Origin of the sequence: Pseudomonas sp. B5(2017) (genome assembly GCF_002112825.1) — a bacterium.
GTDB lineage: Bacteria > Pseudomonadota > Gammaproteobacteria > Pseudomonadales > Pseudomonadaceae > Aquipseudomonas > Aquipseudomonas putida_Z.
The window spans coordinates 73435-85666 of sequence record NZ_NEIR01000019.1 but is presented as its reverse complement, the minus strand read 5'-3'; the positions used below and the strand labels follow the sequence as shown (position 1 = coordinate 85666).

Annotated in this window: 12 protein-coding genes; 7 read left to right on the top strand and 5 right to left on the bottom strand. The window is 65.8% G+C overall.

The window, feature by feature from the left end; translation table 11 throughout:
• Positions 1-150 precede the first annotated feature (150 nt).
• Together CAG00_RS24795 and CAG00_RS24790 are read right to left on the bottom strand one after the other, a co-directional pair.
• Positions 151-2151, bottom strand: coding sequence for a U32 family peptidase (locus CAG00_RS24795; protein ID WP_085665571.1), 2001 nt, complete (start codon positions 2149-2151; stop codon positions 151-153).
• A 216-nt stretch (positions 2152-2367) separates the two neighbouring features.
• Positions 2368-2748 (bottom strand): RidA family protein, encoded by a 381-nt coding sequence (locus CAG00_RS24790; protein ID WP_015270613.1) that lies wholly within the window; start codon positions 2746-2748, stop codon positions 2368-2370.
• A gap of 136 nt (positions 2749-2884) precedes the next feature.
• Between CAG00_RS24790 and CAG00_RS24785 the strand changes: the two genes are divergently transcribed.
• On the top strand, positions 2885-3577 hold the full coding sequence (locus tag CAG00_RS24785) for a tRNA (adenine(22)-N(1))-methyltransferase TrmK (RefSeq protein ID WP_085665570.1): 693 nt from the start codon (positions 2885-2887) through the stop codon (positions 3575-3577).
• Position 3578: 1 nt separating this feature from the next.
• Here the strand turns inward: CAG00_RS24785 and CAG00_RS24780 are convergent, their stop codons facing one another.
• Entirely contained in the window at positions 3579-3842 is a 264-nt protein-coding gene (locus CAG00_RS24780; RefSeq protein ID WP_075045088.1) for a DUF2790 domain-containing protein, read from the bottom strand.
• A 126-nt stretch (positions 3843-3968) separates the two neighbouring features.
• Between CAG00_RS24780 and CAG00_RS24775 the strand changes: the two genes are divergently transcribed.
• Positions 3969-4901 carry a LysR family transcriptional regulator gene (locus tag CAG00_RS24775; protein WP_085588409.1) on the top strand — a complete coding sequence of 311 codons (933 nt, stop codon included), beginning with the start codon at positions 3969-3971 and terminating at the stop codon, positions 4899-4901.
• A gap of 162 nt (positions 4902-5063) precedes the next feature.
• Here the strand turns inward: CAG00_RS24775 and CAG00_RS24770 are convergent, their stop codons facing one another.
• Both CAG00_RS24770 and CAG00_RS24765 read right to left on the bottom strand, forming a co-directional pair.
• Positions 5064-6215, bottom strand: coding sequence for an acyl-CoA dehydrogenase family protein (locus CAG00_RS24770; protein WP_056801144.1), 1152 nt, complete (start codon positions 6213-6215; stop codon positions 5064-5066).
• 16 nt (positions 6216-6231) lie between these two features.
• The gene (locus CAG00_RS24765) at positions 6232-7302 is read right to left on the bottom strand and encodes an enoyl-CoA hydratase/isomerase family protein (protein ID WP_085665569.1); all 1071 of its coding nucleotides are present in this window, start codon (positions 7300-7302) and stop codon (positions 6232-6234) included.
• A 393-nt stretch (positions 7303-7695) separates the two neighbouring features.
• Here CAG00_RS24765 and mdcA point away from each other — a divergent pair, with 393 nt between their 5' ends.
• From mdcA to mdcE, 5 genes are read left to right on the top strand one after another with little or no spacing between them, the layout of a single operon-like run.
• The gene (mdcA, locus tag CAG00_RS24760; RefSeq protein ID WP_025339387.1) at positions 7696-9357 is read left to right on the top strand and encodes a malonate decarboxylase subunit alpha; all 1662 of its coding nucleotides are present in this window, start codon (positions 7696-7698) and stop codon (positions 9355-9357) included.
• Complete coding sequence (locus tag CAG00_RS24755) at positions 9357-10301, top strand: triphosphoribosyl-dephospho-CoA synthase (RefSeq protein WP_085665568.1); 945 nt, start codon at positions 9357-9359, stop codon at positions 10299-10301. The genes mdcA and CAG00_RS24755 overlap by 1 nt, the downstream gene beginning before the upstream one ends.
• 1 nt (position 10302) lies before the next feature.
• Positions 10303-10602 carry a malonate decarboxylase subunit delta gene (locus tag CAG00_RS24750; protein WP_024087234.1) on the top strand — a complete coding sequence of 100 codons (300 nt, stop codon included), beginning with the start codon at positions 10303-10305 and terminating at the stop codon, positions 10600-10602.
• Positions 10595-11443, top strand: a complete 849-nt coding sequence (locus CAG00_RS24745) for a biotin-independent malonate decarboxylase subunit beta (RefSeq protein ID WP_085665567.1) — start codon at positions 10595-10597, stop codon at positions 11441-11443. The genes CAG00_RS24750 and CAG00_RS24745 overlap by 8 nt, the downstream gene beginning before the upstream one ends.
• Positions 11440-12231 carry a biotin-independent malonate decarboxylase subunit gamma gene (mdcE, locus tag CAG00_RS24740; protein WP_085665566.1) on the top strand — a complete coding sequence of 264 codons (792 nt, stop codon included), beginning with the start codon at positions 11440-11442 and terminating at the stop codon, positions 12229-12231. The genes CAG00_RS24745 and mdcE overlap by 4 nt, the downstream gene beginning before the upstream one ends.
• The last annotated feature ends 1 nt before the right edge of the window (position 12232 follow it).

The following is a 12232-nucleotide window of genomic DNA, read 5'->3' as shown; positions in this document are numbered from 1 at the left end:
CAAGCCTAAGGGTCTCATTTGAGACTTTTTTGTGTCTTTGCGGACCTCTTCGCGGGCACGCCCGCTCCCACAGGTACTGCACAGGCATGGAGGACTGTGGAGATCCCTGTGGGAGCGGGCGTGCCCGCGAATGGGCCCTTGCAGGCTAAATCAATGCGGCCCGCGCGGAATGGTCTTCAGCAGGTCTTCCGGGCTGATATGCCCAACCACCTGGGCAACCGCGCTGCCCGGGGTCGGCAGGTCGATGATGTGGCTTTTCATCTTGCCGATCACATGCATTTCGCACGGCTTGCAGTCGAACTTCAGGGTCAGCACTTCATCACCCTGGATCAGCTGCATCGGCGCCACCTTGGTGCGCACGCCGGTCACGCCCTTGGCCTGCTTGGGGCACAGGTTGAAGGAGAAGCGCAGGCAGTGCTTGGTGATCATCACCGGCACTTCGCCGTGCTCTTCATGGGCCTCGTAGGCCGCGTCGATCAGTTGCACGCCGTGGCGGTGGTAGAAGTCGCGGGCCTTCTGGTTGTACACGTTGGCCAGGAACGACAGGTGCGACTCGGGGTAAACCGGCGGTGGCGTGGTCTCGGCCTTGCGCCCGCCACGCGGGTGCGCCTGCACCCGTGCTGCAGTCAGCGCCTCGATGGCTTCGCGGCGCAGGGCCTTGAGCTGCGAGTTGGGGACGAAGTACGCCTGGGGGGCGTCCAGCTCGATGCTGTCGGCGTGGTACATGGTGGTACCCAGCTGGCCGAGCAGGTCGTGCAGCTGGTCCAGCGCCTGCTGCGGTTTGTTGGCCGGGCCGAACGGGCCGTCCAGTGCCACTTGCGCGCTCACGCCTTCCTCGCTGGTGACGGTCAGCGCCAGGCGTTGCTCGCGCAGTACCGCGTGCCATTGCACACCGACGCGGCGCTCGGCCGAGGTGCGTTGCAGGGCTTGCTGCCAGTTGTGGTCGAGGTTGCGCGACAGCGGGTGGTTGGGCCGCAGCTTGTGCAGGCCTTCGGGCATTTCGTTGGGCTCGACGCGGTAGCGGTAGCGCTTCTCGCCGTCTTCCTCGAACTCGCCACGCGGTTCGGCGATGTTGGCGCGGAAGCCCACCACTTCGCGCTTGACCAGCACATTGAGGCCGTCGCCGTTGGTCAACGGCACCTCGGTGACCACCTGCAGGTCACGCTTGCCGACCTTTTCCACCACACCCACCGGCAGGCCGGTGAAGGTTGGCGAGTCGAAGGCGCCGATGTCGACCTTGCGGTCGGTGACGAAGTAGTCGGTGCTGCCGCGATGGAAGGTCTTGTCCGGGTCGGGCACGAAGAAGTGCTCGGTGCGGCCGCTGGAGGCGCGGGCCAGCTCCGGGCGGCCTTCGAGGATGGCGTCGAGCTCCTTGCGGTAGTGGGCGGTGATGTTCTTCACATAGGCCACGTCCTTGTAGCGGCCTTCGATCTTGAACGAGCGCACACCGGCATCGACCAGGTCGGCCAGGTTGGCGGTCTGGTTGTTGTCCTTCATCGACAGCAAGTGCTTCTCGAACGCGACCACGCGGCCCTGGTCATCCTTCAGGGTGTAGGGCAGGCGGCAGGCTTGCGAGCAGTCGCCACGGTTGGCGCTGCGGCCGGTCTGCGCATGGGAGATGTTGCACTGGCCGGAGAAGGCCACGCACAGCGCACCGTGGATGAAGAACTCGATGGCGGCGTCGGTTTCGGCGGCGATGGCGCGGATCTGCTGCAGGTTCAGCTCACGCGCCAGCACCAGCTGGGAGAAGCCGGCCTGGTCGAGGAACCTGGCCCGTTCCAGGGTGCGGATGTCGGTCTGGGTGCTGGCGTGCAGCTCGATCGGCGGGATATCCAGCTCCATCACCCCCAGGTCCTGCACGATCAGCGCGTCGACACCGGCGTCGTACAGCTGGTGGATCAGCTTGCGCGCGGGCTCCAGCTCGTTGTCGTGGAGGATGGTGTTGATGGTGGTGAACACGCGTGCATGGTAGCGATGGGCGAACTCGACCAGTTCGGCGATATCGCTGACTTCGTTGCAGGCGTTATGGCGCGCGCCGAAGCTCGGGCCACCGATGTAGATGGCGTCGGCACCGTGCAGGATCGCTTCGCGGGCGATCGCCACGTCACGGGCAGGGCTGAGCAGTTCCAGGTGATTCTTTGGAAGGGACATGTCGTTATAGGTTCGGGCTGTCACGGTTTAGGCGGGCATTGTAGCGGCGAAACGGGCTGGCGGCATCATCGGGGTGCTTGTAGGAGCGGCCTTGTGTCGCGAAGGGCCGCAACGCGGCCCCGGCAATATCTGCTGCGCAGCTGAGAACCTGGGGGCGCTGCGCACCCCAATCGCGACACAAGGCCGCTCCTACAAGAATCGTGCCTCAGGCAAAAGTCAGCGCTTGGCGGCCATTGCGGTCACTTCCACGCGCATGCCTTCGAACGCCAGTGCAGCCACGCCCACGGCGGCGCGTACCGGCCAGGGCTTGCTGAAGAAGCGCTGGTACACCTCGTTGAATGCCGCGCGGTCGGCCATGTCGGTGAGGTAGATGGTCAGGTGCAGCACGCGGTCCATGCCGCTGCCGGCCTTCTCCAGCGCCACTTTCAGCGCCTGCAGGGTGCACTCGCTCTGCTCGACGATGCCGCCCAGTTCCAGGCTGCCATCGGCGTGGGTCGGGATCTGCGTGGTGACCAGCACGCCGTTGTATTCGGCAACGTCGGAGGAAATCGACTCGGCGTCCGGGTCCGGGGTGTAGATGATGTCTGCTTGTGCCATGGTGTGTCTTGCCTTGCTACGGAAGGAAAGCGGCAAGCCTACGCGAGCGCGCCGGCACGGTCGAGGGCACCCCGGTGTTTGAAATGCGCGGCGTTCGCCGTCAGAATCGCGGCCGATTGCAAAGCAGGGGTTTACGTTGAACGAACAGACATTGTCCAGGCGCCTGGAGCGCGTGGCTGCACAAGTACCGCAAGGCGCGCGCCTGGCCGACATCGGCTCGGACCATGGCTACCTGCCGGTGGCCTTGATGCTGCGCGGCGTGCTGGACGCGGCGGTAGCGGGCGAAGTGGCGCAGACGCCGTTTGCCTCGGCCCAGCGCAACGTGCGCAGGAACGGCCTGGAAGGGCGGGTCAGCGTGCGCCTGGCCAATGGCCTGGCAGCGGTCGAGGCGGAAGACCGCATCACGGTGATCAGTATCTGCGGCATGGGTGGCGACACCATGTGCGAAATCCTCGAGGCCGACAAACAGCGCCTGGCTGGCGTCACCCGCCTGGTGCTGCAGCCCAATGGCGCCGAGCGCGAACTGCGCCAATGGCTGGTGGGCAATGGTTACCGGATCGTCAGCGAAGAGCTGCTGCGGGAAAACCGCTTCGACTACGAGATCATCGTCGCCGAGCCGGGCGGGGCGGCGTACACCGCTGAACAGCTGTACTTCGGCCCGGTGCTGGTGCAGGAGAAAAGCGAGGCGTTCCTGGTCAAGTGGCGGCGCATGCTGCGGCAGAAGCAGCAGACCCTGGCCAACTTCGAGCGGGCCCGCGGTGCGGTGCCTCAGGCGAAAATCGACGACTTCAGGCAACAGGTCGGCTGGATCACCGAGGTGCTGGCCTGACTCACTGCTGCGAGCAGTTGCCCATTTCCCGGTAGTCGATTTCGCGCTTCTGGCCCTGGTGGTCGACATACACCATGTGCGCGGTGCCAACCTGGCAGTCGGCGGCGTTGCTGGCCGGGGTGATGGAGATGACCTTGGCCACGTCCAGCGGCATGCCGTATTCGTAGTTGCTGCTGCTGACCGGCTGGTTGCTGCCGGTGTCGGCAAGGGCACCGAACGAGGCGAGAGTAGCGGCAACGGCAAGGACAGCGATCGAACGTTTCATGGCAGGCTCCTTTTTTTCAATGTATGGCTAATGATCCATTCATTGGTCATCCACAATAAATGGGCTAACCCGTGATAGATTCCTGCCTGTAACGCAAGAATAAGACCGAACAAGGAGCACACCTTCATGGACATGCTGCATGCCATGCGTACCTTCGCCCGTGTGGTGGAATGTGGCAGCTTCGCTGCGGCCGCCAATGCCCTGGACATTTCTGCGGCGCAGGTTTCGCGCATCGTTGCCGAGCTGGAAAACCAGCTGCAGACCCGCCTGCTGCACCGCACCACGCGGCGTTTGCGCATGAGCGAGGCGGGCGAGCGGTTTCTCGAGCGCTCGCGGCAGATCATGTTGCTGACCGAAGAGGCGGTGGGCGAAGCCCGTGGCGCGCACCTCACGCCCCGCGGCCACCTGCGTTTGCATTGCCCGCACGGCCTGGGCCTGTTGCTGATGCCGCTGGTGGCCGGCTACAACGCATTGTGCCCGGAGGTGGTGATCGAGCTGACCCTGTCCCAGCGCAACCCCGACCCGCTGGCCGAAGGGCATGACGTGGTGATTACCGTGGACGGGGCGCTGCCGGATTCGCAGCTGATCGCCGTGCCGCTGGGCAACATTTTCAGCATCCCCTGCGCGGCGCCGAGTTACCTGGTGGCCCACGGCGTGCCAGAGCGCCCGGAAGACCTGCACCAGCACCGTTGCCTGCGCATGGCTTATCCGATGTACGAAGGTGACTGGGTGTTCCCGCAAGGGGTTGACCAGTGCGTGATCGCACCGAGCGACAGTTTTTCCACCAACGTCGCCGACGCCATGCTGGTGGCCAGCGAGCTGGGCATGGGCATTGGCCTGCTGCCGTTCTACACCGCCAGCCAGGCGATCGAGCAGGGGCGGTTGTGCCGGTTGCTGGCGCCGTATCGCCTGCGCGAGAGCGCGCTGTATGCGATCTACCCGTCACGGCATTATCTGGATGCCAAGGTGCGCACCTGGATCGACTACCTAAAGGAGCAGTTGCCGGCGCTGTTCGAGGGGCATGCCAGGGTGGTGGATGATTCGCGCTATTGGCGATAGACGAGTGCGGGGCGGTTAACGCTGGCCCTTGCAGGAGCGGCCTTGTGTCGCGAAAGGGCCGCAAAGCGGCCCCAGGATGTCAGCTTCGATGCACAAATTGCTGGGGCCGCCATGCGGCCCTATCGCGACACAAGGCCGCTCCTACAGGGATCGCGCAAGGTTTTAAAGCGGGTAGTGCTTCAACTCCCGCGCAATCAGCATCCGCTGGATCTCGCTAGACCCTTCATAGATCTGCGTGATCCGTGCATCGCGGTAGTAACGCTCCACCGGGTAATCCTCCAGGTAGCCATACCCGCCATGCACCTGGATCGCCATCGAGCACACCCGCTCGGCCATCTCCGAGGCGAACAGCTTGGCCTGCGAGGCCTCCGACAGGCACGGCTTGCCGGCGCTGCGCAGGCGCGCGGCATGCAGGATCAGCAAGCGCGCGGCATTCACCTGCACCTGCATGTCGGCCAGCAGGTTGGCGATGCTCTGGTGTTCGTTGATAGGCTTGCCGAACTGCACCCGATCACGCGAATAGACCAGTGCCGCCTCGAACGCGGCGCGGGCAATGCCCAGTGCCTGGGCAGCAATGCCGATACGGCCGCCCTCGAGGTTGGACAGGGCGATGGCCAGGCCCTTGCCACGCTCACCGAGGATGTTGGCGGCAGGGATGCGGCAGTTGTCGAAGGTGACCGCGCAGGTGTCGGAGGCGCGGATGCCCATCTTGTGCTCGCTGCGATCGACCTTGAAGCCCGGGTTGTCGGTGGGCACCAGGAACGCCGACAGGCCCTTTTTGCCCAGCTCCGGGTCGGTCACTGCGAAGACGATGGCCAACCCGGCGCGGCGGGCGTTGCTGACAAACTGCTTGGCGCCGTTGATCACCCACTGGCCATCCACCAGCTCGGCGCGGGTGCGCAGGTTGTGCGCCTCGGAACCGGCCTGTGGCTCGGTCAGGCAGAAGCAGCCGATCACCTCGCCGCTGGCCAGGCGTGGCAGCCACTGCTGTTGCTGTTCGGCCGTGCCGTAGGCCAGCAGCGGGCCGCAGCCCACCGAGTTGTGGATGCTCATCATCGCTCCGGTGGCACCGCAGCCGGCGGCGATCTCTTCCACCGCCAGGGCGTAGGCGACGTAGTCGGTGTAGCTGCCGCCAAAGTCTTCCGGCACCACCATGCCCAGCAGGCCCAGTTCGCCCATCTTGCGCACCACACCATCGTCGATCCAGCCGGCCTTTTCCCAGGCCTGGGCATGCGGGGCGATCTCGCCACGGGCAAAGTCCCGGGCCATGTCGCGGATCATGATCTGTTCTTCGCTCAGTTCCAGGTCTTGCATCTGTGTACTCCCGGGCTCACAGGCCTTCGAAGAATTGGTCGACCCGCTGGCGTTGCAGTGCGGCCAGGGTCGGCGGGTTCCAGCGTGGCTGCTTGTCCTTGTCGATGATCAGCGCGCGCACGCCTTCGATGATGTCGCCGTGCTGGAACCACTGGCGGTCCAGGTGCAGCTCCATGGCAAAGCAGTCGTCAAGGCTCAGGTGGCGACCCCGGCGCAGCATCTCCAGAGTAACCGCCATGGCCAGCGGCGAGCGGCTTTCCAGCTGGTCGGCGGTGGCCACGGCCCAGGCGTGGCTGTCGCCAATGCTCACCGCACGCAGTTGCTCGACGATGGCAGGCACGTCGGGAAGGGCGAAGAAGTGGTCGATGACCGGGCGCAGTTTTTCCAGCGGCGCATCGTCGAGCACCTGGGTGCCGAGCCTGGCCAGCAGGTTCTGCAGGTCCTTGAGTGGCTGGTCGCCGAAATGCAGCTGGTCCAGGCCCTTGTCGAGGGCTGCCAGCTGGTCGCTGGCCAGGTACCAGTCGGCCAGGCCGCAGTACAGTGCATCGGCTGCCTGGATCTGGCTGCCACTGACGCCCAGATAGGTGCCCAGCTCGCCAGGGATGCGCGACAGGAAATAGCTGCCACCCACATCCGGGAAATAGCCGATGCCCACTTCAGGCATGCCCAGGCGGCTGCGCTCGGTGACCACGCGCAGGTCGCAGCCTTGGGCCAGGCCCATGCCGCCACCGAGGGTGAAGCCGTCCATCAGCACCAGCACCGGCTTGCGGTAGCGGTGGATGGCCAGGTCAAGGGCGTATTCCTCGACGAAGAAGGTTTCATGCAGCGTTTCGCCAGCCTTGAAGCTGTCGTGCAGCGAGCGGATATCGCCACCGGCGCAGAAACCCTTGGGGCCCTCGCCACGCAGTACCACGGCGTGCACGTGCGGGTCTTCGGCCCACAGGTCGAGGTGCTGGCGCAGGCTGCGGACCATGTCCAGGGTCAGGGCATTGAGGCCGGCGGGGCGGTTCAGGGTCAGATGGCCGATCTGGTTGCGGACCTCGGCCAGCACATGGTCGGTTGCCGAGGTATGAGCGTGCGCAGTCATTGCGTTCTCCCTGCTTTGTTATTGATTTTCCAAGTGAAGTCTGGAGTTCGCTGGAGGATCGCAGGATCCTGTCATGCGAATTTGCCTTGCACAATCGACAAATCTGCAGGGGGATTCTGCATTTTTGTCTTGTGTGGCGATAACGCCACTCTACCAAGGTTTCAGGTTGGCCGGCTGGCCCTATCGCCGGCAAGCCAGCTCCCACAGATACCGCACAACTTTCAAGGCCTGCGCTGTACCTGTGGGAGCAGGCTTGCCTGCGATAGGGCCATGAGCGACAGCGCATATGCTAAATCGTTACCCTGACCGTAACGATCAGTGCCTGAGCTTGATTGATGCGCAACCACCCCAGCCCTAAGGTGACCCCCACGACAGCGAACCCGTGGAGTCACCATGACAACAACCAAGAATCCACCGCCGCAATGGTCGCGGCGGCGCGCCGAAAAGCAGCGCCGCCTTGACCGGGTCCGCCACCTCGCCGACGGCGTGGTGCTGCCCACCGAGCGTATCGTCGAAGCCCTGGAACTGCTGCTGGCTCCCGGCGACCGGGTAGTGCTCGAAGGCAACAACCAGAAGCAGGCCGACTTCCTCTCGCGTGCGCTGGCCAAGGTCGACCCTGGGCGCCTGCACGACCTGCACATGATCATGCCCAGCGTCAGCCGCGCCGAGCACCTGGACCTGTTCGAACGTGGCATCGCCCGCAAGCTCGACTTCTCCTTCGCCGGCCCGCAGAGCCTGCGCATTGGCCAGCTGCTGGAAGACGGCCTGCTCGAAGTCGGTGCAATCCACACCTATATCGAGCTGTACTCGCGGCTGCTGGTCGACCTGATCCCCAACGTTACCCTGGTGGCTGGTTTCATGGCCGATCGCGATGGCAACCTGTTCACCGGCCCCAGCACCGAAGACACCCCGGCACTGGTGGAGCCGGCCGCGTTCAGCGACGGCATCGTCATTGCCCAGGTCAACCAGCTGGTGGACCGCGTGGATGACCTGCCACGGGTCGATATCCCGGCATCCTGGGTCGATTTCGTGGTGGTTGCCGACCAGCCTTTCTATATAGAGCCGCTGTTCACCCGCGACCCGCGCCATATCAAGCCGGTGCACGTGCTGATGGCGATGATGGCCATTCGCGGCATCTACGAAAGACACCAGGTGCAGTCGCTGAACCATGGCATTGGCTTCAACACCGCCGCCATCGAACTGATCCTGCCCACCTATGGCGAGTCCCTGGGCCTGAAGGGCAAGATCTGCCGCAACTGGACACTCAACCCGCACCCGACGCTGATCCCGGCCATCGAGACCGGCTGGGTGGAAAGCGTGCACTGCTTCGGTACCGAGCTGGGCATGGAGGACTACATCGCCCAGCGCCCGGACGTGTTCTTCACCGGGCGTGATGGTTCGCTGCGTTCCAATCGCATGATGTGCCAGCTGGCCGGGCAGTACGCTGTCGACCTGTTCATTGGCGCCACCCTGCAGGTGGATGGCGATGGCCATTCCTCGACCGTGACCCGCGGCCGCCTGGCCGGCTTCGGCGGTGCCCCGAACATGGGCCACGACCCCCGTGGCCGGCGCCATGCGACCCCGGCCTGGCTCGACATGACCGTGCCGGAAACCATGCTCGAACGCGGTCGCAAACTGGTGGTGCAGATGGTCGAGACCTACCAGGAAGGCGGCAAGCCCACCTTCGTGGAAACCCTCGATGCCGTGGAAGTGGCCAGGAAAGCCGGCATGCCGCTGGCACCGGTGATGATCTATGGCGACGACGTCACCCACCTGCTGACCGAGGAGGGCATTGCCTACCTGTACAAGGCCCGCAGCCTGGAAGAGCGCCAGCAGATGATCGCCGCCGTGGCCGGGGTTACCGCCATCGGCCTGCGGCACGACCCCAAGGACACTCAGCGCCTGCGCCAACAAGGCCTGGTCGCCTTGCCCGAAGACCTCGGCATCCGCCGCACCGACGCCAGCCGCGAGCTGCTGGCCGCGCGCAGCATCGCCGACCTGGTCGAATGGTCCGGCGGCCTCTACAACCCGCCTGCACGGTTCAGGAGCTGGTGATGAAAGCACTCGACTTGCAACCGCGTGGGCTTCTTCGCGAGCACAGGAATAGTGATGCATTTGAAGATTGCGCGATCCTTGTGGGAGCGGGTTTACCCGCGAAGAGGCCAGCACAGGCAACCGAATTACCCCTGGCCGACCACCTGGCCGACCTGGCCGTGGAAGCCCTGATCGACGAAGCAGACCTGTCCCCCAAACCCGGCCTGGTCGACCGCCGTGGCAACGGCGCCCACCACGACATGACCCTGGCGCTGATGCATGCCTCGGCCCTGGCCCTGTGGCCATGCCTGCGCAACATGGCCGAAGCCGCCCAGGCCATCGGCACCCTCGGCCAGCCCCTGCGCGCCACCCTGGGCCAGCTCGGCCGCGAAGGCGAGGCGGCGATGCTGGCCGCCACCGGTGGGGTCAACACCCACCGCGGCGCAATCTGGGCCCTCGGCCTGCTGGTAGCATCCAAGGCCCTCGACACCCAGGCCGATACCGACACCCTGGCTGCCCGTGCCGGTCGCATCGCACTGTTCGACGACCCCGCCATGACCACCCAAGACAGCCATGGCCTGCAGGTACGCCGCCGCTATGGCACTGGCGGCGCCCGCGAACAAGCGCAACAAGGTTTCCCGGCGGTTATCGGTCACGGCCTGCCACAACTGCAGCGCAGCCGCGCCGCCGGTGCCAGCGAGCCGCACGCCCGGCTGGACGCGCTGCTGGCGATCATGGCCGTGCTCAACGATACCTGCGTGCTCTGGCGCAGTGGCCCGACCGGGTTGGCTGCAGTCCAGCACGGCGCCCGTACCGTGCTGAGCGAAGGCGGCAGCGCCACGCTGGCCGGGCGCCGTCAGCTGCGCCGGCTGGACCAGCACCTGCTGCACCTGAATGCCTCACCGGGCGGCGCCGCCGATCTGCTGGCCGCCTGCCTGTTCCTCGACAAAGCCGGGAGCCTGTGACATGGAAACCCTGACCTTTCAATTCCCCGCCGCCGCCCCTGGGCGTGGCCGCACGCTGGTGGGCTGCGTCAGCTCCGGCGACCTTGAAGTGCTGATCGAACCCGGCACCGCCGGCAGCCTGCAAATCCAGGTGGTGACTTCGGTCAACGGCAGCGCTGCCCGCTGGGCGCAGCTGTTCCAGCGCCTGTTCGAGGGCCGCACCTGGCCGGCCGTGAACATCGACATCCATGATTTCGGCGCCACCCCAGGCGTGGTGCGCCTGCGCCTGGAGCAAGGCTTCGAGGAGATCGCCCATGACTGATATCGCACGCCTGCTGCACAGCCGCAGCTTTGTCGAACTGGGCGCCCGCCAGCGCGCCCGCGCCGTGCTCGACCCGGGCAGCTTCCGTGAACTGCTGGGCCCGTTCGACCGGCTGATGTCACCCTGGCTGCCGCGCCAGGGCATCGTGCCCCAGGCCGATGATGGCGTGGTCATTGCCAAGGGCCTGCTGAACGGGCGCAACGCTGTGGTTGCCGCCATCGAAGGCGGCTTCCAGGGCGGCAGCATGGGCGAGGTGGGGGGGGCCAAGATCGCCGGTGCGCTGGAGCTGGCCATCGAAGACAACCGCAACGGCATCCCCACCTGCGCCGTGCTGCTGCTGGAAACCGGCGGTGTACGCCTGCAGGAAGCCAACCTGGGCCTGGCGGCGATTGCCGAAATACAGGCGGCGATTGTCGAGCTGCGCGCCTGGCAGCCGGTGGTCGGTCTGGTCGCAGGTTCGGTCGGCTGTTTCGGCGGCATGTCCATCGCCGCCGGCCTGTGCAGCCACTTGCTGGTCACCCGCGAAGCCCGCCTGGGCCTCAACGGCCCGCAGGTGATCGAGCAGGAAGCGGGCATCGGTGAATACGACGCCAAGGACCGCCCCTTCATCTGGAGCTTGACCGGCGGCGAGCAGCGCCACGCCAGCGGCCTGGTCGATGCCTATGTGGCCGATGACATCGAGGTTTTGCGCGAACGCTTGCTGCAATTGCTCGACGAGCCTTCAAGGGATCGCGCCGGTCAACACGCCTGGTTCCTCGAACGCCTGGCCCGGCTGGGCGATGGCTGCCCGCAACTGGATGCCGCTGCCGTGCGTGACCTTTACCAAGGAGAAGCCAAATGAAGCGTGCCTTGAACTGGCTGCCGGGCCTGGCCGGCGGGCAAGCCTTGCCCGGCTACCCCGCGTCGTTGCGGGTAATCGATGGCGAACTGGACAACCGCCTGGCGCGTTTCATCGCCGTGGTGCCGGACGCCGACAACCCGTTCCCCCGGGCGCGCTCTGGCGAAGTCGGCCTGCTGGAAGGCTGGGGGCTGGCCAAGGCCGTGAGCGAAGCGGTCGAGGCTGACCGCCATGGCCAGAAGCGCGCCATCGTCGCGGTGATCGACGTGCCTAGCCAGGCCTATGGCCGCCGTGAGGAGGCGTTGGGTATTCACCAGGCTTTGGCCGCTGCGGTGCAGGCCTATGCCCAGGCGCGGCTGGCCGGGCACCCGGTGATCGGCCTGCTGGTCGGCAAGGCCATGTCTGGTGCCTTCCTGGCCCACGGTTACCAGGCCCAGCGCCTGATCGCCCTGGACGATGCCGGGGTCATGGTGCACGCCATGGGCAAGGCGGCGGCGGCGCGCATCACCCTGCGCAGCGTCGAGCAACTGGAAGCCCTGGCCGCCGAGGTGCCGCCAATGGCCTACGACCTGGCCAGCTACGCCTCGCTGGGCCTGCTGTGGCGCCGCCTGACGGTGGGCAGCGCCGAGACGCCAAGCAGTGCCGACATCGCCCAGGTACGTGCCTGCCTGGCTGATGCGGTGCGCGACATCGGCAGTTCGAGCGACCTGTCGTCGCGGCTGGCGGGCGAAAACCGCAGCGCCTCGCGCCAGGTGCGCGAACAGCTGCGCCGCCAGTGGCAGGGCGCTTGAG

Excerpts from the sequence above, each read along its gene's own strand:
- CAG00_RS24790 (WP_015270613.1), bottom strand. The coding sequence starts at position 2,748 with ATGGCACAAGCAGACATCATCTACACCCCGGACCCGGACGCCGAGTCG.
- CAG00_RS24795 (WP_085665571.1), bottom strand. The coding sequence starts at position 2,151 with ATGTCCCTTCCAAAGAATCACCTGGAACTGCTCAGCCCTGCCCGTGAC.
- CAG00_RS24765 (WP_085665569.1), bottom strand. The coding sequence starts at position 7,302 with ATGACTGCGCACGCTCATACCTCGGCAACCGACCATGTGCTGGCCGAG.
- CAG00_RS24780 (WP_075045088.1), bottom strand. The coding sequence starts at position 3,842 with ATGAAACGTTCGATCGCTGTCCTTGCCGTTGCCGCTACTCTCGCCTCG.
- CAG00_RS24770 (WP_056801144.1), bottom strand. The coding sequence starts at position 6,215 with ATGCAAGACCTGGAACTGAGCGAAGAACAGATCATGATCCGCGACATG.
- CAG00_RS24755 (WP_085665568.1), top strand. The coding sequence starts at position 9,357 with ATGAAAGCACTCGACTTGCAACCGCGTGGGCTTCTTCGCGAGCACAGG.
- CAG00_RS24750 (WP_024087234.1), top strand. The coding sequence starts at position 10,303 with ATGGAAACCCTGACCTTTCAATTCCCCGCCGCCGCCCCTGGGCGTGGC.
- mdcA (WP_025339387.1), top strand. The coding sequence starts at position 7,696 with ATGACAACAACCAAGAATCCACCGCCGCAATGGTCGCGGCGGCGCGCC.
- mdcE (WP_085665566.1), top strand. The coding sequence starts at position 11,440 with ATGAAGCGTGCCTTGAACTGGCTGCCGGGCCTGGCCGGCGGGCAAGCC.
- CAG00_RS24745 (WP_085665567.1), top strand. The coding sequence starts at position 10,595 with ATGACTGATATCGCACGCCTGCTGCACAGCCGCAGCTTTGTCGAACTG.
- CAG00_RS24775 (WP_085588409.1), top strand. The coding sequence starts at position 3,969 with ATGGACATGCTGCATGCCATGCGTACCTTCGCCCGTGTGGTGGAATGT.